27 protein-coding genes, 4 tRNA genes and 1 pseudogene are annotated in these 24,797 nt (G+C 67.1%); 27 read left to right on the top strand and 5 right to left on the bottom strand.

Annotated elements, in window-relative coordinates:
* Window positions 1-31 precede the first annotated feature (31 nt).
* On the top strand, window positions 32-478 hold the full coding sequence (locus HUN07_RS21175; RefSeq protein ID WP_114718745.1) for a DUF6918 family protein: 447 nt from the start codon (window positions 32-34) through the stop codon (window positions 476-478).
* A gap of 60 nt (window positions 479-538) precedes the next feature.
* Here the strand turns inward: HUN07_RS21175 and HUN07_RS21170 are convergent, their stop codons facing one another.
* Together HUN07_RS21170 and HUN07_RS21165 are read right to left on the bottom strand one after the other, a co-directional pair.
* Entirely contained in the window at window positions 539-1,381 is an 843-nt protein-coding gene (locus HUN07_RS21170; protein WP_174912541.1) for a siderophore-interacting protein, read from the bottom strand.
* 84 nt (window positions 1,382-1,465) lie between these two features.
* Window positions 1,466-2,044 carry a flavin reductase family protein gene (locus HUN07_RS21165; protein WP_174914925.1) on the bottom strand — a complete coding sequence of 193 codons (579 nt, stop codon included), beginning with the start codon at window positions 2,042-2,044 and terminating at the stop codon, window positions 1,466-1,468.
* 77 nt (window positions 2,045-2,121) lie between these two features.
* Between HUN07_RS21165 and menD the strand changes: the two genes are divergently transcribed.
* From menD to HUN07_RS21145, 4 genes are read left to right on the top strand one after another with little or no spacing between them, the layout of a single operon-like run.
* The gene (gene menD / locus HUN07_RS21160; protein ID WP_114718747.1) at window positions 2,122-3,738 is read left to right on the top strand and encodes a 2-succinyl-5-enolpyruvyl-6-hydroxy-3-cyclohexene-1-carboxylic-acid synthase; all 1,617 of its coding nucleotides are present in this window, start codon (window positions 2,122-2,124) and stop codon (window positions 3,736-3,738) included.
* A 7-nt stretch (window positions 3,739-3,745) separates the two neighbouring features.
* Entirely contained in the window at window positions 3,746-4,168 is a 423-nt protein-coding gene (locus HUN07_RS21155; RefSeq protein ID WP_114718748.1) for a DUF3592 domain-containing protein, read from the top strand.
* Window positions 4,169-4,203: 35 nt separating this feature from the next.
* Window positions 4,204-4,899, top strand: coding sequence for a phosphatase PAP2 family protein (locus HUN07_RS21150; RefSeq protein WP_254622622.1), 696 nt, complete (start codon window positions 4,204-4,206; stop codon window positions 4,897-4,899).
* 23 nt (window positions 4,900-4,922) lie between these two features.
* Window positions 4,923-5,621 (top strand): demethylmenaquinone methyltransferase, encoded by a 699-nt coding sequence (locus tag HUN07_RS21145; protein WP_114718750.1) that lies wholly within the window; start codon window positions 4,923-4,925, stop codon window positions 5,619-5,621.
* A gap of 54 nt (window positions 5,622-5,675) precedes the next feature.
* On the opposite strand, the gene HUN07_RS21140 is transcribed toward HUN07_RS21145, so the two are convergent.
* Complete coding sequence (locus tag HUN07_RS21140; RefSeq protein ID WP_254623031.1) at window positions 5,676-6,926, bottom strand: geranylgeranyl reductase family protein; 1,251 nt, start codon at window positions 6,924-6,926, stop codon at window positions 5,676-5,678.
* Window positions 6,927-7,087: 161 nt separating this feature from the next.
* On the opposite strand from HUN07_RS21140, the gene HUN07_RS21135 reads away from it, so the two are divergent.
* On the top strand, window positions 7,088-8,134 hold the full coding sequence (locus HUN07_RS21135) for a polyprenyl synthetase family protein (RefSeq protein ID WP_174912536.1): 1,047 nt from the start codon (window positions 7,088-7,090) through the stop codon (window positions 8,132-8,134).
* Window positions 8,135-8,249: 115 nt separating this feature from the next.
* Complete coding sequence (gene htpX, locus HUN07_RS21130; protein ID WP_114718752.1) at window positions 8,250-9,155, top strand: zinc metalloprotease HtpX; 906 nt, start codon at window positions 8,250-8,252, stop codon at window positions 9,153-9,155.
* Between the two features lie 131 nt (window positions 9,156-9,286).
* Here htpX and HUN07_RS21125 read toward each other — a convergent pair whose 3' ends face one another.
* Window positions 9,287-9,778 (bottom strand): YajQ family cyclic di-GMP-binding protein, encoded by a 492-nt coding sequence (locus HUN07_RS21125; RefSeq protein ID WP_114718753.1) that lies wholly within the window; start codon window positions 9,776-9,778, stop codon window positions 9,287-9,289.
* A gap of 167 nt (window positions 9,779-9,945) precedes the next feature.
* Between HUN07_RS21125 and HUN07_RS21120 the strand changes: the two genes are divergently transcribed.
* The 12 genes from HUN07_RS21120 to rplA all read left to right on the top strand — a co-directional run bounded on the left by HUN07_RS21120 (window position 9,946) and on the right by rplA (window position 16,518).
* A tRNA-Tyr gene (locus HUN07_RS21120) sits at window positions 9,946-10,028 on the top strand.
* 217 nt (window positions 10,029-10,245) lie between these two features.
* Entirely contained in the window at window positions 10,246-11,751 is a 1,506-nt protein-coding gene (locus HUN07_RS21115) for an aldehyde dehydrogenase (RefSeq protein WP_174912533.1), read from the top strand.
* A 240-nt stretch (window positions 11,752-11,991) separates the two neighbouring features.
* Window positions 11,992-12,064, top strand: a tRNA-Thr gene (locus tag HUN07_RS21110).
* A gap of 45 nt (window positions 12,065-12,109) precedes the next feature.
* Window positions 12,110-12,182: transfer RNA gene (locus HUN07_RS21105), tRNA-Met, on the top strand.
* Window positions 12,183-12,245: 63 nt separating this feature from the next.
* Window positions 12,246-12,413: a 50S ribosomal protein L33 gene (gene rpmG / locus HUN07_RS21100; RefSeq protein WP_031937658.1), complete on the top strand. Its 168-nt coding sequence runs from the start codon at window positions 12,246-12,248 to the stop codon at window positions 12,411-12,413.
* A gap of 153 nt (window positions 12,414-12,566) precedes the next feature.
* Window positions 12,567-13,052 (top strand): (3R)-hydroxyacyl-ACP dehydratase subunit HadA, encoded by a 486-nt coding sequence (gene hadA / locus HUN07_RS21095; RefSeq protein ID WP_254623030.1) that lies wholly within the window; start codon window positions 12,567-12,569, stop codon window positions 13,050-13,052.
* On the top strand, window positions 13,039-13,464 hold the full coding sequence (gene hadB / locus HUN07_RS21090) for a (3R)-hydroxyacyl-ACP dehydratase subunit HadB (RefSeq protein WP_114718755.1): 426 nt from the start codon (window positions 13,039-13,041) through the stop codon (window positions 13,462-13,464). Before hadA ends, hadB begins: the two co-directional genes overlap by 14 nt.
* A gap of 186 nt (window positions 13,465-13,650) precedes the next feature.
* Window positions 13,651-13,723: transfer RNA gene (locus HUN07_RS21085), tRNA-Trp, on the top strand.
* A gap of 34 nt (window positions 13,724-13,757) precedes the next feature.
* On the top strand, window positions 13,758-14,279 hold the full coding sequence (secE, locus tag HUN07_RS21080) for a preprotein translocase subunit SecE (protein WP_174912530.1): 522 nt from the start codon (window positions 13,758-13,760) through the stop codon (window positions 14,277-14,279).
* A gap of 59 nt (window positions 14,280-14,338) precedes the next feature.
* Window positions 14,339-15,142 carry a transcription termination/antitermination protein NusG gene (gene nusG / locus HUN07_RS21075; RefSeq protein WP_174912527.1) on the top strand — a complete coding sequence of 268 codons (804 nt, stop codon included), beginning with the start codon at window positions 14,339-14,341 and terminating at the stop codon, window positions 15,140-15,142.
* Between the two features lie 98 nt (window positions 15,143-15,240).
* On the top strand, window positions 15,241-15,675 hold the full coding sequence (gene rplK / locus HUN07_RS21070; protein WP_031937663.1) for a 50S ribosomal protein L11: 435 nt from the start codon (window positions 15,241-15,243) through the stop codon (window positions 15,673-15,675).
* 129 nt (window positions 15,676-15,804) lie between these two features.
* Window positions 15,805-16,518 carry a 50S ribosomal protein L1 gene (gene rplA / locus HUN07_RS21065; protein ID WP_114718758.1) on the top strand — a complete coding sequence of 238 codons (714 nt, stop codon included), beginning with the start codon at window positions 15,805-15,807 and terminating at the stop codon, window positions 16,516-16,518.
* A 174-nt stretch (window positions 16,519-16,692) separates the two neighbouring features.
* Here rplA and HUN07_RS21060 read toward each other — a convergent pair.
* Window positions 16,693-16,992, bottom strand: a pseudogene (locus HUN07_RS21060) (MFS transporter); the annotation flags it as partial.
* A gap of 413 nt (window positions 16,993-17,405) precedes the next feature.
* On the opposite strand from HUN07_RS21060, the gene rplJ reads away from it, so the two are divergent.
* From rplJ to HUN07_RS21020, 8 genes are all read left to right on the top strand, one after another.
* Window positions 17,406-17,963: a 50S ribosomal protein L10 gene (gene rplJ / locus HUN07_RS21055; RefSeq protein ID WP_114718759.1), complete on the top strand. Its 558-nt coding sequence runs from the start codon at window positions 17,406-17,408 to the stop codon at window positions 17,961-17,963.
* 85 nt (window positions 17,964-18,048) lie between these two features.
* Window positions 18,049-18,435, top strand: coding sequence for a 50S ribosomal protein L7/L12 (rplL, locus tag HUN07_RS21050; RefSeq protein WP_114718760.1), 387 nt, complete (start codon window positions 18,049-18,051; stop codon window positions 18,433-18,435).
* Between the two features lie 230 nt (window positions 18,436-18,665).
* Window positions 18,666-19,715, top strand: a complete 1,050-nt coding sequence (locus HUN07_RS21045) for an ABC transporter ATP-binding protein (RefSeq protein ID WP_114718761.1) — start codon at window positions 18,666-18,668, stop codon at window positions 19,713-19,715.
* An 11-nt stretch (window positions 19,716-19,726) separates the two neighbouring features.
* Entirely contained in the window at window positions 19,727-20,521 is a 795-nt protein-coding gene (locus HUN07_RS21040) for an MlaE family ABC transporter permease (RefSeq protein WP_114718762.1), read from the top strand.
* 4 nt (window positions 20,522-20,525) lie between these two features.
* On the top strand, window positions 20,526-21,386 hold the full coding sequence (locus HUN07_RS21035; RefSeq protein ID WP_114718763.1) for an MlaE family ABC transporter permease: 861 nt from the start codon (window positions 20,526-20,528) through the stop codon (window positions 21,384-21,386).
* A complete protein-coding gene (locus tag HUN07_RS21030; protein ID WP_114718764.1) occupies window positions 21,383-22,720 on the top strand; it encodes an MCE family protein in 1,338 nt (445 codons plus the stop codon). Before HUN07_RS21035 ends, HUN07_RS21030 begins: the two co-directional genes overlap by 4 nt.
* 8 nt (window positions 22,721-22,728) lie before the next feature.
* On the top strand, window positions 22,729-23,793 hold the full coding sequence (locus HUN07_RS21025) for an MCE family protein (protein ID WP_174914923.1): 1,065 nt from the start codon (window positions 22,729-22,731) through the stop codon (window positions 23,791-23,793).
* The gene (locus HUN07_RS21020) at window positions 23,790-24,797 is read left to right on the top strand and encodes an MCE family protein (protein ID WP_114718765.1); all 1,008 of its coding nucleotides are present in this window, start codon (window positions 23,790-23,792) and stop codon (window positions 24,795-24,797) included. The genes HUN07_RS21025 and HUN07_RS21020 overlap by 4 nt, the downstream gene beginning before the upstream one ends.

Genomic DNA, 24,797 nt, shown 5'->3' with positions numbered 1-24,797 from the left:
AAATGGACCAGTCGATACGGAGGCTTTGAAAGTGGTTGCAGCTCTGAACGAAACCCTGCTGGACGATGCCCGGTTGCCCGCGGTACTCGCGGACGTCCAGGCGCTCGTCGACGCAGAGGTTTCGGACAAGAAGGGTGCGTCCGGCCTGGCGCTCAAGGGCGGATACTCGGCGGTCAAGAAGGTCGGTCCGTCGATCGTGCCCGACGCCATCGAGGGTTTGCTCCCGGCGTTCGTCGCGCGGCTCGAGCCGTTCTGGCAGGAGTTCGTCGCGAGTGGTGAGGGCAGCTTCTCGGCGTTCCTGACCGCGCGCAGCGATGCCGCCGCCGACGCCCTGCTGGGCGTCACCGACGAGCGCATCGAAGGCACCGACAAGGGCGCGATCAAGAAGGTCTACTCGACCCTGCGTCCGTCGGCGAAGAAGCACGTGATCGAGGCGCTGCCGCGCCTGGGTGATCTGGTGCAGAAGCACGCGGCCTAGTCGGCCGAGACAGTGGGCCCGTCCGGCATACCGGGCGGGCCCACTGTCGCTTCGGCGGTGTCAGTACGCGGCGTGGCCGTGGCGCCAGTACCCGGTGAAGGCGATGTCGCTCTTGGGCACGTGCCGGTCGTTGACGAGGTGTCGGCGCACGCCGGTCGCGAGTTCGCTCTCGCCGGCGACGAACGCGTAGAACGGCCCCTCGGGCAGGTCCGACAGGTCGGCCGAGCGCAGTGTCGCGAGCGCCAGCTCACCCGGCCGCGCCGAGGCGTCCTCGCGCACCAGCCAGTGCACGTCCAGGCCGTCGCGCACGGGAACGTCCTGCTTGTCCGGAATGTCACCGGCGTGCGGGATCTCGACGTACGCGCGAACCCGCACGCCCGGGTCCACCGAACGCAGGATCCCGACGATCGCCGGCAGCGCGGACTCGTCGCCCACCAGCAGCTGCCAGCGGGCATCCGGAGTGGGGTTGTAGATCAGGCCCTCGTCGAGCAGGCCGATCCGATCGCCGGGCGCGCACGAGTTGGCCCAGGCCGACGCGGGACCGAGGTCGCCGTGCGAGGCGAAGTCGATGTCGAGTTCGGGGCCGCCCCCGAAAACCCCGCCGGTGGCACGGAACTCGCGGACCGTGTAATTGCGCAGCACCGGACGTACGTCCTTGGGGATCAGCTTGAACTGCGCGAACCACAGGCTGCCACTGGAACCCGGCAGCCGGATGCTCGTCTGCCCGGCTTCCGGGATGAACATGCGGAACCACTGGTCGAAGCCCATCGGGACGAAGCCGCGGAGGTCGTCGCCGCCGATCGTCACGCGGACGAACGACGGGCTGATCTGCTTCGTGCCCAGCACGTGCGCCGAGATGACGGCGCGCTGTTCGGGTTTGACGTACTTGGAGCGTGTGGCCATGACATCCTGTCCCGCGGATCGACAATAGTTTAGCCAACCCTAATGTGAGACTCGTCCTTTCGCGAAGATCGCCCCGTTCTTGTGTCAGTCAGGCCGACCGGGCCGCTCGATCCGCCGCACCGGCGGCGTCATGCCCCACTCGTCGCGGCCGAGCCGGCTCAACTCCGGCAGGCCGTCGTCGGCCAGCATCTCCGGGCGCACCGCGACCGCGAGGACGTCGCCCATCACGACGAACGAGTTGCCCACCTCGATCACCCGGCGCAGCGTGCACTCGATCGCGACGGGCGCGGCGGCCACACGGCGCGGGCGCACCCGCTCGCTCGGCTCGCTCGCGATGCCGAGGGTCGCGAACTCGTCGGTGCCCGGCCGGTAGGGCGCCGAGCTGGCGTTCACCTCGTCGACGAGCGACTCCGTGGCCAGATTGATCACGAACTCGCCGGTCTCCTCGACGTTGCGGAGGCTGTCCTTGCGGGTGACCGACGTGAACTGGACAACCGGCGGATTCGAACTCGACACCGTGAAGAAGCTGTACGGCGCCAGATTCGGAACCCCGTCGGCCGACAACGTCGAGACCCAGGCGATGGGTCGAGGGACCACCGACGCGGTGAGGACGCTGTAGAAGCGGCCCGGATCGACTCGAGCGGGATCGAAGACTGTACGCACCATCAATCCATCCTGGCAGGACGAGCGTCGGGGTGCCGCGCGGGACGACGGCCGTCGCATCTGCCAATCTTGAAGGCGTGAATCCGTCCACTGCACAAGCCACCGCCGTCGTCGACGAACTGGTTCGCGGCGGGGTACGTGAGGTCGTGCTCTGCCCGGGTTCGCGTAACGCCCCGCTCGCCTTCGCACTGCAGGCCGCCGACGCCGCCGGGCGACTCCGGCTGCACATGCGGATCGACGAGCGCACCGCCGGGTTCCTCGCGGTGGGTCTCGCGGTCGCGGGCGGGCGGCCCGTGCCGATCGTCATGACGTCCGGCACCGCGGTCGCGAACCTCGCGCCCGCCGTGCTCGAGGCCAACTACGCGCGTGTCCCGTTGGTCGTGCTCAGCGCCAACAGGCCCTACGAGATGCTCGGCACCGGCGCCAACCAGACCGTCGAGCAGTTGGGGTTGTTCGGCAGCCAGGTCCGCGCGACCATCAGCCTCGGCCTCGCCGAGGAGGGTGAGGACCAGAACAGCCAGTGGCGCAGCGCGGTCTGCCGCGTCCTCGCCGCCGCCCGCGGCACCCGCTCCGGCAACGCCGGCCCCGTGCACTTCGACATCCCGCTGCGCGAGCCCCTCGTACCCGACGTCCACACGCAGGGCCCGGTCCCCGAGGGACGCCCGGACGGCGCCGCGTGGACCACCACGATGCACGCCACTCTCGACGTCCCGATGGACCTCGACATCACCCCGGACACGGTCGTGATCTCCGGGCACGGCTCCGCGTATCGGCCCGAACTCGCGCACCTGCCGACCGTTGCCGAGCCCACCGCGCCGCTGCACGGCATCCCGCTGCACCCGCTCGCGCTGCCGCAGCTCAAGCCGCGCCAGGCGATCATCACGGGCCGGCCCACGCTGCACCGTCCGGTGTCGAAGCTGCTCGCCGACCCGTCCGTCGCGGTGTACGCACTCACGACCGGCCCGCGCTGGCCCGACGTCTCCGGCAACGTCCTTGCCACCGGCACCCGGGCCGTCGTGTCCGGTGAGCCCGACCCGGCGTGGATCGCGCGTTGCCGGACGCTGTCGGAGCACGCCGACAAGGCGGTGCGCTCGCAGCTTGCGGCGCACCCGAAGGCCACCGGCCTGCACGTCGCGGCCGCGGTGATGGATGCGCTGTCCGACGGCGACCAGTTGCTGCTCGGGGCGTCGAACCCCGTGCGCGACGCCGCGCTCGTCAGCTACCCGCGACCGGGCGTGAAGGTGCTGTCCAACCGCGGTGTCGCCGGCATCGACGGCACCGTCTCGACGGCCGTCGGCGCGGCACTCGCGTACGAGAGCGAGGGCCGGACGGTCGCGCTGCTCGGCGACCTGACGTTCCTGCACGACGCGTCGGGCCTGCTGATCGGCACCGGCGAGCCGCGGCCCGCCGACCTGACCATCGTGGTCGCCAACGACGACGGCGGCGGCATCTTCGAGCTGCTCGAGCAGGGCGACCCGCAGTACGCGGGCGTGTTCGAGCGGGTCTTCGGCACCCCGCACGGCATGGACCTGGCCGCGCTGTGCGCCGCCTACCGCGTCCCGCACCGCCGGGTGGAACTGCCGGACCTGACGGCCACGCTGACGACCCCGGGGGAGGGCGTCCGGGTGCTCGAGGTGACCACCGAACGATCCGGTCTCCGCGAGCTGCACGCCGCCGTCCGGGCACAACTGTGAGGCGGGCGTGAGTCCCCGCATCGCACACCGCGTGCAGGTCGGCATCGTCGCCGTGGCCGCCGGGATCTCGGTGCTCGCGGTCCTGCTCGTGCTCGCGGCGTGGCGCAACGACCGGACCATCGAGTCCGACATGGGCACCGCCACAGCCGAGGTGCTGTCGGCCGGATCGCTGCGCTCCGCGGTCAGCTTCGTCACCCCCGACGGCGTCACCCACAACCCCAAGCTGGGCGTGCTCTACCCGACCAAGCTCACCGCGGGACAGCGCATCGACGTCGAATACGCGCGCAGCGATCCCGACCTGGTGCGGGTCGCAGGTCGCGACGCCAGCGTCGCGATCGTGCCCGCCGGTTCGGTGATCGTCGTGACCTGGATCGTGGCGCTTCCCGTCCTGCTCGTGGTGCGCCGGAAGGTCGACACCGAGGGTTCCTGAGAAGTTCACTCAGGAAGGGTTTCTAAGCTCGACCGATGCGGAGAAGTTCGGAACGGGCCGGGATGATGCTGATCGCCGCCGCGGTGCTGGTGGTGGCGCTCTACCTACTGCGCGACGTCAGTGCGGCGATCTACCGTGCGATCGTCCCGCACACGTCCGAGATACCGGGCGTCGGGCTGATCGCCGACGTCGGGCTGCTCGCGCTCGTCGCGCTGTTCGCGGTCCTCGCGGTGCAGATGTGGCGCACCCGGTCCGTGTACCTCGGGGACCTGCTGATGGGCGGCTTCGGCGTCGTGGTCGCCTACGCACTCAGCGAAGTGATCAAGGTGTTCGTCAGCGAGGAACGTCCCTGCCGGGTCGAACTCGCGCTGACCGACTGCCCGGCCGCCGGCGACTGGTCCTTCCCGAGCAACCACACCGTCATCGCGGTCGGCCTCGCGACGGCGATCGTCCTCGCCTCCGAGCGCGCGTTGTCGTCGCTGCAGCGGGGTCTCGTGATCGCCCTGGCTGCCCTCATCGGCCTGGCCCGCGTCCTGCAGGGCGTGCACTACCCGCACGACGTCCTCGCCGGCGCGATCGTCGGTTCCTCCGTCACCATCGCGGTCGTCGTGATGCTGGTGCCGTGGGCGCGGAACAAGGCGCGCATGCTCACTCGACGGGTACCCGCTGCGGAGGACCAAGCGCAGGAGAGCCCGACGGGGGAGAGCCCGGCGGCGGACATCGGGGCATGAGCGGGTTGGTAGCGTCTTCCGTCGTGGCAGAAACACACGGATCGCGGGCCTCGCTCGAGAAGGATCCGCACGAGGTCGCATCCATGTTCGACGGTGTCGCGAAGCGCTACGACCTGACGAACACGATCCTGTCGTTCGGGCAGGACCGCAGCTGGCGGAAGGCGACGCGCGCGGCGCTCGACCTGAAGCCGGGGGAGCGGGTCCTCGACCTCGCCGCCGGCACCGGAGTCTCGACCGTCGAACTCGGGCGCTCCGGCGCGTGGGTGGTGGCCACCGACTTCTCGAAGGGCATGCTGCACGCCGGACGCGGGCGCCGGGTCCCGATGGTCGCGGGCGACGCGATGCACCTGCCGTACGCCGACGCGGTGTTCGACGCCGCCACCATCTCGTTCGGGCTGCGCAACGTGTCCGACTTCGACGCCGGCCTGCGCGAGATCGCCCGCGTCACCAAGCCCGGCGGACGCCTCGTCGTCAGCGAGTTCTCGACACCGGTGTTCGGGCCGTTCCGCACCGTCTACATGGAATACCTGATGAAGGCGCTGCCGCAGGTCGCCCGCGCCGTCAGCAGCAACCCCGACGCCTACGTCTACCTCGCCGAGTCGATCCGGGCGTGGCCGACCCAGGAACAGCTCGCGAAGCGCATCGAGGACGCCGGCTGGCGGAACGTGCAGTGGCGCAACCTCACCGGTGGCGTCGTGGCGCTGCACCGCGCCATTCGGTGAGCCCGCGCACGCGCCATTCGGTGAGCCCGCTCACGCGCCACCCGCTGGTACAGCTCAGCTGAACGGCGGGCGCGGGTCCAGCCGCAGCGACGCGGCACCCGACGTCCGCCACGCACGGGCCGTGAAATCGGCGTCCTCGTCGGTGACGAGGTTGCCCATCACCCGCACCGCGACGGTCATCATCGCGCGCGAGCGCATCGCGACCGGGCCCGACGCCGGCAGAAAGCGGGCCTGCGTCAGCAGTCCGGCGAGCCGCCGCGCGATCGAGAACGCGCGGCCGTACCGGTCCCGCAGGATCGTCGGCCACGCGTCGGTCAGGTCGTCGTGGTCGAGCACCTGCGCCACCAGGCGCCCGCCCTCGAGCCCGTAGTCGATGCCCTCGCCGTTGAGCGGGTTCACGCACGCCGCGGCGTCGCCGATCAGCGCCCAGTTGCGCCCGGCCACCCCGGACACCGCGCCACCCATCGGCAGCAGCGCCGACGCGACGGAACGCACCTGGCCGTCGAGTTGCCACTCGGCGCGGCGCTGGCCGGCGTACAGCTCGAGCAGGGGCCGCAGCGCGCCCGGAGCGGGGCGCTTGGCCGTCGCGAGGGTGCCGACACCGATGTTGACCTCGCCGGTCCCGAGCGGGAACACCCAGCCGTAGCCGGGCTGCAGCGTGCCGGTGTCGTCGCGCAGTTCGAGATGTGACGTGATCCACCGGTCGTCGCTGCGCGAGGACGTCACGTACGCGCGTGCCGCCACCCCGTACGCGGTGTCGCGGTGCCACTGCCGGCCCAGCTGTTTGCCCAGCGTCGACCGGACACCGTCGGCGACGATCAGCTTCTCGCACGTGACGGTGTGTGTGCCGTCCGCTGTCTTCACCGTCACCGCGCTCACCCGGTCGCCGCGGCGCTCGACCCCGACCGCCTTGGCGCCCTGGACCATTCGAGCGCCTGCCTCGACGGCCGTGAGTCGCAGCCGGTCGTCGAGCTCGGTGCGCCGTACCGCGCTGCCGACCGCGGGCAGGGTGCCGCCGGGCCACGGCAGCTGCAGTTCGCGGCCCCACCCCGTCAGGCGCAGGCCCCGATTGGTGGTGTGCCCGCGGACCCAGTCGCCCAGACCCAGGTGATCGAGTTCGGCGACCGCGCGCGGGGTCAGTCCGTCACCGCAGGTCTTGTCGCGGGGGAAGGTCGCCGCATCGACGAGAAGCACGTCGCGCCCGTCGCGCGCGGCCCACGTGGCCGCCGCCGAGCCCGCCGGACCGGCGCCGACGACCAGGACTTCGGTGCTCGAGGGGAGATGCCGTGAGGAGTGCTCGGGCAGGTTCGGGGCATCGCTGGACCCAGCGGTCGGGAAATGTTCGGCCACCACCCCAGTATCTTCTCAGGCCGAGGTAGCGCAACGCGGTGAGGGCAGGTGTGGTGACAGCCGGTGATACCGCTAGGTTCACTACCGTGGTTACCGAGGCGTCACCGACTACAGGAATGAGTACTGACATCGTGAGCACTGAGGGGTCGGAGCGGGCGGCAGGTTCGGGCACCGTCGTGGCCGGGGTTGACCTCGGCGACCAGCAGCTGGCCGACGTGGTGCGCGACGGTCTCCACCGTGTCGAAGAGCTCCTGGTCAGCGAACTGTCCGACGGCGAGGACTTCCTCACCGAGGCGGCGCTGCACCTCGCGAAGGCCGGCGGCAAGCGGTTCCGTCCGCTGTTCACCGTGCTGACCGCGCAGCTCGGACCCAAGGCGTCCGATCCTGCCGTGGTCACGGCGGCCACCGTCGTCGAGCTCGTCCACCTCGCGACGCTGTATCACGACGACGTCATGGACGAGGCGACCATGCGCCGCGGAGCGCCCAGTGCCAACGCCCGCTGGGGCAACAGCATCGCGATCCTCGCCGGCGACTACCTCTTCGCGCACGCGTCGCGCCTGGTGTCCACGCTCGGCCCGGATGCCGTGCGGATCATCGCCGAGACGTTTGCCGAGCTCGTCACCGGCCAGATGCGCGAGACCATCGGCGTCAAGGAACAGCAGGACCCGGTCGACCACTACCTCAAGGTCGTGTGGGAGAAGACCGGCTCGCTGATCGCCGCGAGCGGACGTTTCGGCGGCACGTTCTCGGGCGCCGACGCCGACCAGATCGAGCGGCTCGAGCGCCTCGGCGACGCCGTCGGGATCGCGTTCCAGATCTCCGACGACATCATCGACATCTCCTCGGTGTCGGACCAGTCCGGCAAGACGCCGGGTACCGATCTCCGCGAGGGCGTCCACACGCTGCCCGTGCTGTATGCATTGCGTGAGGAGGGCGCCGACGCAGACCGGCTGCGCGAGTTGCTCGACGGACCCGTCACCGACGACGCCGAGATCGCGGAGTCGCTCGCGCTGCTCGAGCGTTCCCCGGGCATGGCCGCGGCCAAGGCCAAGCTCGGCGAGTACGCCGACCGGGCCCGCGCCGAGTTGGCTCAGCTGCCGCAGGGACCGGCGAACGAAGCCCTTCTGCGACTCGTCGAGTACACCATCGAACGCGTCGGATGACGCTTCGCTGACGTAGTCTTCGACCAGCCCGGGAACCGTCTCCCCGGGCTGGTTCGTTGTTCAGGTCAGGAAGCCACGCGGACGTCGCGGCGGTGGAACAGGGAAGAGGCGAGTCGTGCACGGTTATGCAAACGGTGCCAAGACGTTCGGCCTGCTGGTCGGAATGTCGGCACTGATCATCTTCATCGGCTCGTTGTTCGGCAACCGGAACATCCTGATCTTCTCGATCTTCCTGGCCGTCGCGACCAACGCGTGGGCCTACTTCAACAGCGACAAGCTGGCGCTGCGGGCGATGCACGCCCAACCCATCACCGAGGTCCAGGCCCCGGTCATCTACAAGATCGTCCGTGAGCTGGCGACGGCCGCGCACCAGCCGATGCCGCGGCTCTACATCAGCCCCACCGCGGCGCCCAACGCGTTCGCGACGGGACGCAACCCGCGCCACGCGGCGGTGTGCTGCACCAGCGGGATCCTCGACATCCTCGACGAGCGCGAACTGCGCGCGGTGCTCGGGCACGAACTGTCGCACGTCTACAACCGCGACATCCTGATCTCGTCGGTCGCCGGCGCGATGGCCGCGGTCATCTCGGGTCTGGCGAACATGGCGATCTTCGCGAACATGTTCGGGGGCCGCGGCAACGGGCAGGGGGCCAATCCGATTGCGCTGCTGCTGGTCTCGCTGCTGGGGCCGATCGCGGCCACCGTCGTCAAGCTGGCCGTGTCGCGGTCGCGGGAGTACCAGGCCGACCAGTCCGGTGCCGAACTGACCGGCGATCCGCTGGCGCTGGCGTCGGCGCTGCGGAAGCTCGAGCGCGGCACGCAGGCCGCGCCGCTGCCGCCGGAGCCGAAGATCGCCGCGCAGTCGCACATGATGATCGCCAACCCGTTCCGCGCCGGCGACCGGGTCAGCAAGATGTTCTCCACGCACCCGCCCATGGCCGACCGGATCGCCCGTCTGGAGAAGATGGCCGGTGGCGGCTCGCCCGACGGCGGGCTGCCCCCCACCCATCGCGAGTACTGAGTCCTCGGCCGGTCCGCCGTGCAGGCGGGGGGGACGGCTCGGATCCGACGGAAACGGGCCGCACGCCTCCGCGTGTGCGGAAGGTGTGCGGCCCGTTCGACGGTCCGGTACCGGCGCGGGGCCGGGCGGCGTCAGCGGTAGTTCACGAACTGCAGGGCGATTCCGAAGTCCTCACCCTTGAGCAGCGAGATGACGGCCTGCAGGTCGTCACGCTTCTTGCTGCTCACCCGGAGTTCTTCGCCCTGGATCTGCGCCTTGACGCCCTTGGGGCCCTCGTCGCGGATCTTCTTCGAGATCTTCTTGGCGTTCTCGCTGCTGATGCCCTGCACCAGGGATCCGCTGAGCTTGTAGATCTTGCCGGACTGCGCGGGCTCACCGGCGTCGAACGCCTTGAGTGAGATGTCACGGCGGATCAGCTTCTCCTTGAAGACGTCGAGCGCCGCATTGAGGCGCTCCTCCGTCTCGGCCGTCAGCGTGATGGTCTCCTCGCCGGACCACTCGATGCTCGCCCCGGTGTTGCGGAAATCGAACCGGGTGCCCAGCTCCTTCGCAGCCTGATGCAGAGCGTTGTCCACCTCTTGACGATCAACCTTGCTCACCACATCGAAGGACGAATCAGCCACTGCACACTCCCAAATCCATAGCGGTCGACCCCACCCGGACAGTGGGGGGTTGCCCTGACGCTATCGGGTCGAGACCACCCCTATCCACCCGGTTTGCATATATGGGGGGGCTTCGTTGTATTCTTCGATACGCGCCAGGGAGCCTGTGCACTCCGGTCGCGAAACCAGGCAGGTTGCCCGAGCGGCCAATGGGAGCGGACTGTAAATCCGTCGGCTTATGCCTACGTAGGTTCGAATCCTACACCTGCCACACAAGTTCAGCCCCGACCCGAAAAGGGTCGGGGCTGAACTGCTTTCGGGGTCCTCTCGTGCCGTCCGGCCCGGCGCCCGGGGCGTATGCCTGTGATCCATCCCACTCAACGGGACCGCGCGGTCTCATCGCATCGGGCGCGCTCTAGCGTCCGGGAGCGAGAGTGGCGCTCGTCACAGGGCGGGTGCCCGAGATGCGCGAAGGAGCCCGATCCTCGATGACAGGTCTGATCAACGCGAACGAGACGTCCGTGGCAGTGCAGCACCCCGGGAAGCTGTTCATCGGTGGCAACTGGGTCGAGCCGTCGACGGGCGCACGGTTCGACGTCGTCAACCCGGCCACCGAGGACGTGTTCCTCACCGTCGCCGAGGCCGACGCGCAGGACATGGCGCGAGCCGTCGATGCCGCCCGGGAGGCATTCGACCGCGGACCGTGGTCGCGTATGACCCACGCCGAGCGCGCGCCCTACCTCCAAGCGATCGGTGCCGGCATCCGCGAGCGCAGCGGCGAACTCGGGCGGATCTGGACCAGCGAGATGGGCATCCTCGCCGCGGTGTCGAGCTATGCGTCGGCGCAGTCCGGTGACGTCTTCGACTACTACGCGAGCCTCGCCGACAGCTACGAGTTCGTCGAGCAGCACCAGCCCGGCTCGGGGGTCGGCGTGGGCCTGCTGGTCCGCGAACCCGTCGGCGTCGTCGCCGCGATCATCCCGTGGAACAGCCCCCTCGGCCTGATCGCCAACAAGGTCGCACCGGCGCTCATCGCGGGCTGCACCGTCGTCGTCAAGGCCTCGCCGGAGGCGCCGGGTGCGGCGTACCTGTTCGCGGAGATCGTGGAGGCGGCCGGACTTCCGGCCGGTGTCGTCAACGTCGTCACCGCCGAACGGGAGGTGTCGGAGCTGCTGGTGCGCAACCCCGGCATCGACAAGGTCACCTTCACCGGCTCCACCGCGGCCGGACGGCGCATCGCGTCGCTGTGCGGGGAGCGGATCGCCCGCTGCACGCTCGAGCTCGGCGGCAAGTCCGCCGGTGTGATCCTCGACGACTACGACCTCGCGACCGCGGCGGCGTCCATCGCACAGTCCGCACGCCTCATGACCGGCCAGGTGTGCGCGTCGCTGACCCGCATCGTCGTCAGCCGGCACCGGCACGACGAGTTCGCCGAGGCCCTGGGTATCGCGATGTCGGCGATCCGCGTCGGTGACCCGTTCGATCCCGCGACCGAGATGGGGCCACTCGCGATGTCGCGTCAGCGCGACAAGGTGGAGGGTCTGATCGCGAAGGGCTGTGAGGAGGGTGCCCGCCTGGTCACCGGCGGTGGTCGTCCCGGCCACCTCGACCGCGGCTTCTTCATCGAACCGACGGTGTTCGGCAACGTCGACAACGCCTCGACCATCGCCCGGGAGGAGATCTTCGGCCCGGTGGTGAGCGTCATCGCCGCCGATGACGAGAACCACGCGGTCGAGATCGCGAACGACACCATCTACGGCCTGAACGCGTCGGTGTTCACCGACGACGTCCAACGGGCGTGGGCGGTGTCCCGGCAGCTGCGATCCGGCACCGTCGGGCACAACGGCTTCAAGACCGACTTCGGGATCGCGTTCGGCGGGTTCAAGCAGTCCGGCATCGGCCGTGAGGGCGGGCTCGACGGCCTGCAGCCGTACTTGGAGGCCAAGACCGTCCTGCTCGACGCGCTGCCCGCGAGCGTGGCCGACAGGCGGTGAGCAGGGCCGACTACCCTCGGGTGCAGGTTCGCGGACCTGTTTGACGAGGTCGTCGACCACGCCGAACGGCTCGTCCCGGACTCCCTCGTGCGGCGCGGGGGAGTCCGTTCGTGTCCGGAGCGCGTGAATGCCGCGCCTTGCCCCCGATTTACCCGCTCTGACCTGCAAATTTGGCACTGGCGCGAAGGTCTGTGTAATCTTCTGGAGGCTTCAGCGCGCAGAGATGCGCAGGACAGCCACGCCCCCTTAGCTCAGTCGGCAGAGCGTTTCCATGGTAAGGAAAAGGTCGACGGTTCGATTCCGTCAGGGGGCTCGCTGGATTGTGGTGTCGCCGGCTTCGCGCGACACTCGACACCGAGGCGGTGTAGCTCAGTTGGTAGAGCAAACGACTCATAATCGTTGTGTCGCCGGTTCAAGTCCGGCCATCGCTACACAAGACGAATGATCCACCCTGATCTATCTATGATCAGATTCACGCGAAAGAAGGCATCCCCGTGGCCTCCTCGACTGACGTTCGGCCCAAGATCACCTTGGCCTGTGAGGTGTGCAAGCACCGTAACTACATCACCAAGAAGAATCGCCGCAACGATCCTGATCGCCTCGAGCTGAAGAAGTTCTGCCCGAACTGCGGAACTCACCAGGCGCATCGCGAGTCCAAGTAAGTTTCTTCTCGGAGTCGACGCTCGCGCGTTAGGTTCACTGTCAGACTGCCCTAACGATATTGCGTCCACAGGGCAGATGGGTGATTCGCTGTGACAGAGACAGTCGTGAGAGAGGCCGAAGTGACCTTCGACCCCGCCGCGCATGCGGCAGCGATGGTCGGACATCACTACCGCGTGAGCGACTTCTACGAGATCGGCCGGGAAAAGGTTCGCGAGTACGCACGTGCGGTGCTCGACGACCACCCCGCCCATCACGATGAGGATGCGGCACGGGGCCTCGGATACGACGGCCTTCTTGCTCCCCTCACGTTCGTGTCGATCGTGGGCATGATCGCGCAGCGCAAGCTGTTCGACGAGGTCGTGACCGGTTACGACCTCAGCCAGATCATGCAGACCGACCAGCGGCTCGTGTTCCACAGGCCGCTCGAGGCCGGCGACCGATTGATCTGCGACGTCTACCTGGAATCGTTCCGCCAGGCTGCGGGCAGTGACATCATCGTCACCAAGAACATCATCTCGGACGTGAACGGTGAACTGGTCCAGACCACCTGGACCACGCTCGTCGCTCGGTCCGGTGGTGAGGTCGACGAGAATATCGCGCACGCGGTCAAGGATGTGATGATGCATGTCGCTCCGTAGGTTCGAGGACGTCACTGTCGGTGACGAACTGCCCGAGCGCGTCGTCACGTTGACCCGTGGCAATCTCGTCAACTACGCCGGCGTGTCGGGCGATCCCAACCCGATCCACTGGAGTGACCATGTGGCCCGACTGGCCGGCTTGCCGGACGTCGTGGCGCACGGCATGCTCACGATGGGTCTGGGCGGCGGGTTCGTCTCGTCATGGCTCGGCGACCCTGGTGCCGTGACCGAATACAACGTTCGGTTCACGAGTCCGGTGTATGTGGCAGCCGACAAGGCTGCCGAAGTGGAGTTCACCGGCAAGATCAAGTCGGTGGACGCCGAAAGCAAGACCGCAGTAGTCGCGATCGTGGCTCGCTCGGAGGGTCGTAAGATCTTCGGTCGGGCCACCGCAACGGTCCGTTTGGCCTGAGTGCCGGGCGGATTGGGTTTGTTCCGGTGCATTGAAGTACACTAGAGTTTCTGGGGTTACTCAGGCGCTGCGCGCTGCCCTACGGGGAAGTTACAGGCTGTTGCTACAGGCTGTAACTAGTCCGCATGGGGTGGCGCGCATGTCATGTGAATCCAGATAGGTCGATCAGTTCGATCGGTCGACCAAAGGGGCGTAGCTCAACTGGCAGAGCAGCGGTCTCCAAAACCGCAGGTTGCAGGTTCAAGTCCTGTCGCCCCTGCACCCGGACTGGCCAGCGACTGAGAGGAACGACGGTGAGCGACGAGCGCGATAAGCGCGACGACGGCACTACCGGGTCTACGGACTCCGGCCATGTCGACGATTCTGCAGCCGACGCGAGCTCTCGCGCTGAGGCCCCTTCCGATCACGCCCGTGAGGGCGAGGTCTCTGCTGATGAGAGCCCCACGAGTGCGGCCCCAGCAGGAAAGCCCACCGGTAAGCGTTCCGCGCGCCGTGCGGGAACCTCGGAATCGACCGAGCCGGCCAAGACGGTCCAGATGGCCAAGACAGCCAAGGCTGTGTCGTCTGCTACTTCCGTGAAGTCTCCGGAAGCGAAGTCCCGCAAGGCCGACAAGCCGCAGACGGAGAACATCTTCAAGCGGATTCGACGCTTCCTGCGCGAAGTGATTGCCGAGCTCCGTAAGGTCATCTGGCCCAATCGCAAGCAGATGATCACCTACACCAGTGTGGTGCTTGTGTTCGTCGCCTTCATGGTGGCGTTCATCTTCGTCCTCGACCTTGGTTTCGCCAAGGGTATTACCTGGTTGTTCGGCTAGCCGGGAACGCCCGTCGGCGTTTCCGAACGATGTGATTGACGAGAGGAAGAGTGCCTCCAGTGAGCACCCCCGAGAACGACTCTGACGAGGCCATGGCCGAGGAGCGTGTTTCGGCCGAGGCGGTATCCGACGAAGACGGCGTGTCTGCCGAGCTCGAGGTCGAAGACGACGCCGACGTTGCCGGCGACGAGGCCGAGGACGGTGCCATCGCGGAGAAGGCTCCGGAGGTCGCTGAGGAAGCTGCCGATCCTGTCGCCGAGCTGAAGGCCGCGCTCCGCCGGGCACCCGGTGACTGGTACGTCATCCACTCCTACGCCGGGTACGAGAACAAGGTGAAGGCCAACCTCGAGACCCGCGTCCAGAACCTCGACGTCGGTGACTACATCTTCCAGGTGGAAGTTCCCACCGAAGAGGTCACCGAGATCAAGAACGGCCAGCGCAAGCAGGTCAACCGGAAGATCCTGCCCGGCTACATCCTCGTTCGCATGGAGTTGAACGACGAGTCGTGGGGCGCGGTCCGCAACACCCCCGGTGTGACCGGTTTCGTCGGAGCCACGTCGCGTCCGTCGCCGCTGACCCTCAACGAGGTCGTCAAGTTCCTGATGCCCCAGCAGGGCCAGAAGAAGCCTGCCGCGGCTGCTGCCGCTGCCGGTGAGTCGGCCGCCGAAACCGCCGCCAAGCCGACCATCGAGGTCGACTTCGAGGTCGGCGAGTCGGTCACCGTCATGGACGGCCCGTTCGCGACGCTGCCCGCCAGCATCAGCGAGGTCAACGCCGAGCAGCAGAAGCTCAAGGTCCTCGTCTCGATCTTCGGTCGCGAGACCCCGGTGGAGTTGTCCTTCAACCAGGTCTCGAAGATCTAGCTCGGTCCCGAGTGCCAGGCTCGCGCCTGGCACTGTAGGACCCACACACTTGCACGCAGTACGCAAGAAACACACCCAGTAGGAAACAAGGAACGAAGATGCCCCCCAAGAAGAAGAAGCTCGCCGGGCTCATCAAGCTTCAGATCCAGGCTGGTCAGGCTAACCCTGCACCGCCCGTGGGTCCTGCGCTCGGTCAGCACGGCGTGAACATCATGGAGTTCTGCAAGGCTTACAACGCGGCGACTGAGTCCCAGCGCGGCAACGTGATCCCTGTCGAGATCTCCGTCTACGAAGACCGGACCTTCGACTTCAAGCTGAAGACCCCGCCGGCCGCCAAGCTGCTGCTCAAGGCTGCTGGTGTCCAGAAGGGCTCCGGCGAGCCGCACAAGACCAAGGTTGCCACCGTGACCATGGATCAGGTGCGCGAGATCGCGAAGACCAAGCAGGAAGACCTCAACGCGAACGACATCGACGCAGCCGCGAAGATCATCGCCGGCACCGCGCGTTCGATGGGTATCACCGTCGAGGGCTGAGCACAGCGATGCCCTGCACTGACACTGCAGGGTTGATCCTCCACTGTGGGAGGGCCGGCCAGGCCCGCAACCACAACTGAACCATTCACCCGGGTCGAGAGCCCAGGGTGAGAAGTAAGGACAGAAGAAATGGCAAAGCGCAGCAAGGCGTACCTCGCCGCCGCTGAGAAGATCGACGCGGACACGCTCTACAGCCCCCTGCAGGCTGCGAAGCTGGCCAAGGAGACCTCGTCGAGCAAGATGGACGCGACCGTCGAGGTTGCCGTCCGTCTGGGCGTCGACCCCCGCAAGGCGGACCAGATGGTTCGTGGCACGGTCAACCTGCCGCACGGCACCGGTAAGACCGCCCGCGTCGTCGTGTTCGCCGTTGGCGAGAAGGCCGCCGAGGCCGAGGCCGCTGGTGCGGACGCAGTGGGCTCCGAGGACCTGATCGAGCGTATCCAGGGCGGTTGGACCGACTTCGACGCCGCGATCGCCACCCCTGACCAGATGGCCAAGGTCGGCCGCATCGCTCGTGTCCTCGGACCGCGTGGCCTGATGCCGAACCCGAAGACCGGCACGGTCACCCCCGATGTCGCGAAGGCTGTCGCGGACATCAAGGGCGGCAAGATCAACTTCCGCGTCGACAAGCAGGCCAACCTGCACTTCGTGATCGGCAAGGCGTCGTTCGACGACACCAAGCTGGTCGAGAACTACGGTGCGGCGCTGGACGAGATCCTGCGTGCGAAGCCGTCGTCGGCGAAGGGCCGCTACGTCAAGAAGGTCACGGTTTCGACCACCACCGGACCGGGCATCCCGGTGGATCCGAACCGTACCCGCAACCTCCTCGAGGATGGCGAGTAAGTCGCGACTTTCCGCGATCTGATCGACACCGAAGGCCGGCACAGAGAATTCTCTGTGCCGGCCTTCGGCGTTTCAGTGGTCGACTCGCTCCTGGTCTAGGCGCCAGGCCAGCATGGTCGAGCGGCCACAGGCCGGTGCCCACGGCAGGAAGATCGCGACGACGACCGCACACAGCACGACGGAGGCGGTCGCCACGAGCGCGACCAACGCCACCGGGACGTTGATCCAGAGCACCACGTGCCACGAGAAGTGCTCGAGGAGCCATCCGCCCGAGATGGGACCGATGGCGATGGCGAATCCGGCCATTGCCGTCCACGCCGCGATTGCGAGCGCTTTCTCTCGGACGTCGGTGAAGATGTTGATGATCAGTGCGAGCGTCGCCGGGAACACGGCGGCGGCGAACACCCCCATCGCCGCGCGTGCCGCGATCACCTGTTCGAGGGAACCGGCACATGCTCCGGCGACCGACATCACCTGCGACGCGGCTCATTACATGCAACTGTCGGTAACGGTCAATTGTGAGCGCTCCGGCATGTTCGGCACCGAATGTGAAGTAGCGCACAGAATGCACCCTGCCGGGTGTCCGCGTTTTGTGTCGGAGTCGCGACTCCGTTAGGCTGCTCTTTGGAGTTCGGTGCTCGATGCGAATTCCGCCCCGAAACATGTTCTACCAAAGACCGTTGGTCACCGAGTTCAGCAATGGAATCGGTTGAAGGTCCGGGATAGCCCGGCGGCCCACGCAGGAGGACGAGGTGGGGGATGATTGTTGCGCTCGGCCTGGCCGGGTGGATGGATCTCCTCGTGTACGCCCCGTGTGCCCTGCACCGGGGCGTTTTGCATGTCACGGCCCGAAGTGGAACAACGACTGTCACGAGAGGAGGCGAAGTATGGCAAAGCCTGAGAAGGTTTCCGCAGTTGCGGAGATCACCGAGCAGTTCAAGGACTCGTCCGCCGCCGTGATCACGGAATACCGTGGTCTGTCGGTTACGAGTCTGACGCAGCTGCGACGCGCTCTCGGAGAGGGTGCCACCTACTCCGTCGCCAAGAACACCCTGGTCAAGCGTGCCGCCGCTGAGGCGGGCGTCGAGGGCCTTGACGACCTGTTCGTCGGACCGACCGCCATTGCATTCATCAAGGGCGAGCCGGTCGACGCTGCGAAGGCCCTGAAGGCTTTCGCGAAGGACAACAAGGCACTCGTCATCAAGGGCGGGTACATGGACGGCGCTGCGCTGTCCGTGGATCAGGTCAACCAGATCGCGGACCTCGAGTCCCGCGAGATCCTGTTGGCCAAGCTCGCCGGCGCGATGAAGGGCAACTTGGCAAAGGCCGCTGGCCTGTTCAACGCTCCCGCTTCGCAGGTGGCCCGTCTGGCCGCCGCGCTGCAGGAGAAGAAGGCTGCGGAAGGTGGGGCCGCCGAGGCTCCCGCCGACGCCGCTGCCGAATAGCTGATCCGCACCTGCGCATCACAACCATCACCACCTGTCCGGTCGCGGATCGGCGACACAGGACTTAAGAGGAAGGACCGCCACCATGGCGAAGCTCACCACCGAAGAGTTGCTGGACCAGTTCAAGGAGCTCACCCTGCTCGAGCTCTCGGAGTTCGTGAAGGCGTTCGAGGAGACCTTCGAGGTCACCGCTGCTGCTCCGGTCGCCGTTGCCGCTGCCGGCGCTCCGGCTGCTGCCGCTGAGGCTGCCGAGGAGCAGGACGAGTTCGACGTCATCCTCGAGTCGGCTGGCGACAAGAAGATCCAGGTCATCAAGGTCGTCCGTGAGGTCGTCTCCGGCCTGGGCCTGAAGGAAGCCAAGGACCTCGTCGAGGGCGCTCCGAAGGCGATCCTGGAGAAGGTTGCCAAGGACGCGGCCGACGCCGCCAAGGAGAAGCTCGAGGCTGCCGGCGCGAAGATCACCGTCAAGTAAGACGGCTGTCAGCGCTGCTTCCTGACGAAGCATCCAGAAAGAGGGTCGCCCCGTTTCGGGGCGGCCCTCTTTCGTTGCTTCGCCCGATGCCGGAGAATTCGCAATCGCCGGGTTGTGGACCTTACTTACTCGTTAGTAGGATTCGCCGTAACGTATAACACTTCGATGCGATAGAGTGACGCAACCCACAGTGGGCCCACGGTGGGGGGACATGCTTGACGCAGGAGGTAATGGTGGGAGTCGAGGTAGCGGTCGAGGGACTCACGAAGTCGTTCGGCTCACAGAAGATTTGGCAGGACGTGAGTCTCACGCTGCCGGCCGGAGAGGTGAGCGCACTGCTCGGGCCTTCCGGCACCGGTAAGTCCGTGTTCCTGAAGTCGCTGATCGGTCTGCTGCGGCCCGAAGAGGGCTCGATCGTCATCGACGGGACCGACATCCTCCAGTGCTCGTCGCGTGAGCTCTACGAGATCCGCAAGCTGTTCGGTGTCCTCTTCCAGGACGGCGCGCTGTTCGGGTCGATGAACCTGTACGACAACGTCGCGTTCCCGCTGCGCGAGCACACCAAGAAGTCCGAGTCCGAGATCCGCAAGATCGTCATGGAGAAGCTCGAGCTCAACGGACTCGTCGGTGCCGAGGGAAAGCTGCCGGGCGAGATCTCCGGCGGTATGCGCAAGCGTGCCGGCCTCGCCCGCGCGCTCGTGCTCGATCCGCAGATCATCCTCGTCGACGAGCCGGACTCGGGCCTGGACCCCGTCCGCACCACCTACCTCAGCCAGCTGCTGATCGACATCAACGCACAGATCGACGCCACGATTCTGATCGTGACGCACAACATCAACCTGGCCCGCACGGTCCCGGACAACCTGGGCATGCTCTTCCGCAAGCAGCTCGTGATGTTCGGTCCCCGCGAGGTGCTGCTCACCAGTGACGAGCCCGTGGTCCACCAGTTCCTCAACGGCAGCAAGATCGGTCCGATCGGCATGTCGGAGGAGAAGGACGACGCGCAGATGGCGCACGAGCAGGCGCTCGTCGACGCCGGCCACCACCACGGCGGCACCGACGACGTCTACGGTGTCGTGCCGCAGATGCAGGCCACGCCGGGTCTGCCCTTCCGCCAGGCCGTTGCACGCCGTCAGGCCCGCGTCCGCGAGATCCTCCATACCCTGCCGGTCGAGGCGCAGCAGAGCATCATTGCCAGCATGGAAGATGACGCCGCTACCCAGGTGATTCCCGCGTACGACGACGGAGGTCTGGGACAGACCACGTACGAGCGCGGATAGGGGAGCGGCGGATGGGGGGCACCCGAACTTCGATGATGAAGCCGGTCACCGGGGCACTGACGCAGGCCGGCAACATCGTCCAGCTGTTCGTCGACGTGGTTCGCAACACGTTCAAGCGGCCGTTCCAGTTCAAGGAATTCATCGAACAGGCCTGGTTCATCGCCAGTGTGACGATCCTGCCGACCGCGTTGGTCGCCATCCCGTTCGGTGCCGTCGTGTCTCTCCAGACGGGCTCGCTCATCAAACAGCTCGGAGCCGAAGCGTTCACGGGTGCCGCCAGCGTGCTCGCGGTCATCCAGCAGGGCAGTCCGATCGTGACCGCACTGCTGATCGCGGGTGCCGCCGGTTCCGCCGTCACCGCCGATCTCGGTTCACGGACCATCCGTGAGGAGATCGACGCGATGGAAGTGCTCGGCATCAATCCCGTCCAGCGACTCGTCGTGCCGCGCGTTCTCGCGATGGTCCTGGTCGCGGTGCTCCTCAACGGGCTCGTGTCCGTCGTCGGTATCGCCGGCGGCTACTTCTTCAACGTCATCCTCCAAGGTGGCACTCCGGGCGCGTACCTGGCGTCGTTCTCGGCGCTGGCCCAGCTTCCCGACCTCTATATCGCGGAGGTCAAGGCGGCCATCTTCGGCGTCATCGCCGGCGTGATCGCCGCCTACAAGGGACTGACGCCGAAGGGCGGCCCCAAGGGCGTCGGCGAGGCGGTGAACCAGGCGGTCGTCATCACCTTCCTGGTCCTGTTCTTCGCGAACCTGATTCTGACGATGGTGTACCTGCAGATTGTTCCGGCGAAGGGGGCATGACCGGATGACGATCGCGAGGGGACGCGGCGACTACGCGCTGATTCGTGCGCGCCGCTGGGCGCGCAAACCGCTCGACGTGCTCGACAACGCCGGCGAGCAGATGTCGTTCTATTCACGGGCCATTGCGTGGACGCCGCGGACGTTGCGTCGCTACCGCAAGGAGATGCTGCGGCTGCTGGCCGAGGTCACGTTCGGCAGCGGCGCGCTCGCGGTGATCGGCGGCACCATCGGCGTGATCGTGATGATGTCGGGCTTCACCGGCGTCGTCGTCGGCCTGCAGGGGTTCGCCGCGCTCGACCAGATCGGCAGCTCGGTGCTGACCGGCTTCCTGTCGGCGTATGTCAACACCCGTGAGATCGCGCCGATCGTCGCGGCGCTGGCACTGTCGGCCACGGTCGGCTGTGGTTTCACCGCGCAGCTCGGCGCGATGCGCATCTCGGAGGAGATCGATGCGCTCGAGGTGATGGCCGTGCCCAGTGTGCCTTTCCTCGTCACCACCCGGATGATCGCCGGCTTCATCGCGGTGATTCCGCTGTACATCGTCGGCCTGCTCGCCGCCTACCTTGCTTCGCGGGTGGTCTCGACCGTGTTCAACGGGCAGTCGTCCGGCTCGTACGACCACTACTTCAATCTGTTCCTGCCTCCCGAGGACGTTCTGTGGTCCTTCGGCAAGGTGCTCGTGTTCGCGTTCGTCCTGATCCTCATCCACTGCTACTACGGCTTCCATGCCCGCGGCGGCCCGGCCGGCGTCGGTGTCGCGGTCGGCCACGCGGTGCGTACCGCCATCGTCACCATCGCCGTCCTGGACTTCTTCCTGAGCCTCGCCATCTGGGGCACGACGACCACGGTGAGGGTGGCCGGATGATCGAGAGCACGTCGAAGCTGCGCCGCAGGGTATTGGGAGTTGCCTTCTTCCTGGTCCTGGCTCTGTTCGTCGGCGGGACCATCGCCAGCTACAACAAGACCTTCACACCCGTCGTCAAGGTCGACCTGGTCACCGACACCGTCGGCAACGCGCTCCCGCGCAACGCCGATGTCAAGGTGCGCGGTCTGATCGTCGGTGAGGTGCGTGGCGCGTCGACCGAGAACGGCAAGGTCACCTCGGTGATGGCGATCGACCCGGACAAGGCCGAGCTGATCCCGTCCAACACCACCGCTCGTCTGCTGCCCAAGACGCTGTTCGGCGAGCGGTACGTCGACCTCGTCATCCCGGAGAACCCGAGTCCCGACTCGATCGCGGCCGGCGAGACCATCTACCAGGACAAGAGCGGCAACGCCGTCGAGCTCGGCAAGATGCTCGACGGTCTGCTGCCGCTGCTGCAGGCCATCCCGCCGGAGAGCCTGGCCTCGACCCTCGGTGCGCTGTCGCAGGCGCTGGACGGCCGCGGCGAACAGCTCGGGGTGACGCTCGACCAGCTCGACACGATCTTCGCCGGCGTCAACACCCGGATGCCGGACCTGACCGCCGGACTGCAGAGCTTCGCGACGTTCACCCAGACCTACTCGGATGCGGCGCCGCAGCTGATCGACGCGCTCGACAACCTGCGCACCACGAACGCCACGGTGGTGCAGGAACGCAGCTCCATCGATGCGTTGATGGCGTCGGTGACGGCGACGGGATCGAGCACCGCGGACCTGTTGACGACCAACCGGGATTCGCTGATCTCCATCGCCGGCGACTCGCGGGAGGCGCTGGAGATCCTGGCGAGGTTCTCGGGGACCTTCGGCTGCACGTTCGCGAACTTTGCCGACGTGATGGCGCGCTCCGGTGCGATCACCGGCGAGCACTCGCCCAACCCGGGTGCCCGCGCCACGATCGAGCTCGTCAATCCCCGTGGCCGGTACCTGCCCAACCAGGACGAGCCGCGCCTGATCGATACCCGCGGTCCGCGCTGCTACGAGGCGCCGCCGCTGGGCACCGACATCGGGCAGTACCCCGGTGGTTCGATCCACGACGGCTCGTATCAGGTGCCGACCCGCAACGCGGGTGACCAGAACCTTCCCGATGTGGCGGTTCCGCAGTTCTCGGTGCTGCCCGCGACGACCGCTCCGGCCACGTTCGCCGGGTCACCGCTCGAACGCCAGACGTTGGCCGTCGTGTACGGCGAGGCCGCCGGCATCGCGCCGGAGGACGTGCCGTCCTGGACGACCATGATCGGTGCCCCCGCGCTCCGTGGAAAAGAGGTGAGCATCAAGTGAAGCGACAGCTGCGAGGGGTGGCTGCCCCGCTCACCAAGCTCGTGATCTTCGCGCTCGTGACGATTCTCGCGACCGGCGTGCTCGCGCTGACCATCGCGAACACCAGTTCCAGCGGGGGAACCAAGTTCAGCGCGCGGTTCACCGATGTCACGTCGCTCAACAAGGGCGACGAGGTCCGCATCGCCGGCGTCCGGGTCGGCCAGGTGACCAAGATCGAGATCGTCGACGACCGTGAGGCGCAGGTCGAGTTCGCGGTGACGGACCGTGACTGGTTGCCCGCGAGCACGACCGCGACCATCCGGTTCCGGAACCTGGTCGGACAGCGCTACATCGCGCTCGAACAGGGGACCGGACAGCAGGGCTACAAGATGACGGCCGGGGACACGATCCCACTCGGTCGCACCAAGCCCGCAGTGAACCTGACGACGCTGTTCAACGGGTTCCGGCCGCTGTTCCAGACGCTCAGCGCCGATGACGTCAACAAGCTGTCGTACCAGATCATCCAGGTGTTCCAGGGGGAGGGCGGCACCATCGAGGAGCTAGTGGCGAACACCGCGTCGTTGACGAACACGATCGCGGACAAGGACAAGGTGATCGGCGACCTGATCACCAACCTCAATGTAGTGCTCGACACCGTCAACAAGCGGGACGAACAGGTCGATCAGTTGATCGTCAACACCGAGCGTCTGGTGAGCGGGCTGTCCGCGGACCGCGGCGTGATCGGACAGTCGGTGCAGTCGCTGGCGGACCTGACCAGCGCAACCGCCGACCTGCTGGTGCCCACCCGACCGTCGATCCAGGGCTCGATCGCGGGCCTCAACACGCTCGCCGGGCACATCAACGAGAGATCCGACGACGTGAACAAGGTGCTCACGAACCTGCCGATCAAGATGGAGAAGCTCGGTCGAGCCGGCAGCTACGGTTCGTGGTTCCAGTTCTATCTGTGTGGCATCGACGTCGTCGCCGGTCCCGGTACAGCTCCCCAGCTGAACATCCCGTCGAACCTGCCGACGATCAACCAGCCGATCTACACCAACGCGGCTCCCCGGTGCTACGCGGACGGTGGCCAGTGACGAGCTACGAGACCAGGAAGCGCAATCCGGCGGTCACCGGTGCCCTGGGCATCGTCGTCATCCTGCTCGCGACCATGTCGGCGTTCTTCCTCGACAGCCTGCCGATCATCGGGGCCGCGAACCGGTACACCGCGGAGTTCTCCGAGGCGGCCGGGCTCAAGCCCGGCAACGAGGTGCGGGTCGCGGGTGTGAAGGTCGGCAAGGTGTCGAGCGTCGAACTCGACGGTGACCGCGTGCTCGTGTCGTTCCAGACGAAGGACGCCTGGATCGGCGACCAGACCACCGCGTCGATCCAGATCAAGACGATCCTCGGCCAGAAGTATCTCGCGCTCGACCCGCGGGGCACCGAGGTCGCCGATCCGCGTGTGCGGATCCCGCTCGAGCGCACCACGTCGCCGTACGACGTGATCGATGCGTTCGGCGACGCCGCGACGACGCTCGCCGAGATCGACACGACGCAGCTGGCGTCGAGTTTCGAGGTGCTGTCGCAGTCGTTCGCGGGCACGCCCGACGAGATCCGCGGCTCGCTCGACGGCGTGACGCGGCTGTCGGAGACCGTCGCGAAGCGCGACCAGGAGCTCAAGCAGCTGTTCGAGGCGACGAAGCAGACGTCGCAGATCCTCGCGGACCGCAATCAGGAGTTCGAGAAGGTGCTCGCGAACGGTGGCACGCTGCTCGCCGAGCTCAACACCCGCCAGCAGGCGATCGGTCGGCTGCTCACCAGCACCCAGACGCTGTCGCGGGAACTCACCGGTCTGGTTGCCGACAACGAGGCTCAGATCACCCCGGCGCTCACGCAGTTGCAGGGTGCGATCGACATCCTCAACCAGAACCAGCAGAACGTGAGCAAGGCGCTCGAACTGGCGGCGCCGTTCTACCGGATCTACGCGAACGTGCTCGGCAACGGACGATGGTTCGACTCGGTCGTGACCAACCTGACCCCGCCGGGCCTGCCGGACATCCCCGGATACCGTGAGCCGCTGCGCACCCTGGGGGGCAACTGA

The sequence above is a fragment of the Rhodococcus sp. W8901 genome (assembly GCF_013348805.1).
In the GTDB taxonomy this organism is placed as follows: Bacteria; Actinomycetota; Actinomycetes; order Mycobacteriales; family Mycobacteriaceae; genus Prescottella.
This window is presented reverse-complemented; position numbering and strand designations above follow the sequence as displayed.

Excerpts from the sequence above, each read along its gene's own strand:
- HUN07_RS21135 (WP_174912536.1), top strand. The coding sequence starts at position 7,088 with ATGAGTACTGACATCGTGAGCACTGAGGGGTCGGAGCGGGCGGCAGGT.
- HUN07_RS21030 (WP_114718764.1), top strand. The coding sequence starts at position 21,383 with ATGATCGAGAGCACGTCGAAGCTGCGCCGCAGGGTATTGGGAGTTGCC.
- HUN07_RS21115 (WP_174912533.1), top strand. The coding sequence starts at position 10,246 with ATGACAGGTCTGATCAACGCGAACGAGACGTCCGTGGCAGTGCAGCAC.
- HUN07_RS21150 (WP_254622622.1), top strand. The coding sequence starts at position 4,204 with ATGCGGAGAAGTTCGGAACGGGCCGGGATGATGCTGATCGCCGCCGCG.
- HUN07_RS21170 (WP_174912541.1), bottom strand. The coding sequence starts at position 1,381 with ATGGCCACACGCTCCAAGTACGTCAAACCCGAACAGCGCGCCGTCATC.
- hadA (WP_254623030.1), top strand. The coding sequence starts at position 12,567 with ATGGTCGGACATCACTACCGCGTGAGCGACTTCTACGAGATCGGCCGG.
- rplK (WP_031937663.1), top strand. The coding sequence starts at position 15,241 with ATGCCCCCCAAGAAGAAGAAGCTCGCCGGGCTCATCAAGCTTCAGATC.
- HUN07_RS21040 (WP_114718762.1), top strand. The coding sequence starts at position 19,727 with ATGGGGGGCACCCGAACTTCGATGATGAAGCCGGTCACCGGGGCACTG.
- rplL (WP_114718760.1), top strand. The coding sequence starts at position 18,049 with ATGGCGAAGCTCACCACCGAAGAGTTGCTGGACCAGTTCAAGGAGCTC.
- rplA (WP_114718758.1), top strand. The coding sequence starts at position 15,805 with ATGGCAAAGCGCAGCAAGGCGTACCTCGCCGCCGCTGAGAAGATCGAC.
- HUN07_RS21045 (WP_114718761.1), top strand. The coding sequence starts at position 18,666 with ATGGTGGGAGTCGAGGTAGCGGTCGAGGGACTCACGAAGTCGTTCGGC.
- hadB (WP_114718755.1), top strand. The coding sequence starts at position 13,039 with ATGTCGCTCCGTAGGTTCGAGGACGTCACTGTCGGTGACGAACTGCCC.
- HUN07_RS21035 (WP_114718763.1), top strand. The coding sequence starts at position 20,526 with ATGACGATCGCGAGGGGACGCGGCGACTACGCGCTGATTCGTGCGCGC.
- rplJ (WP_114718759.1), top strand. The coding sequence starts at position 17,406 with ATGGCAAAGCCTGAGAAGGTTTCCGCAGTTGCGGAGATCACCGAGCAG.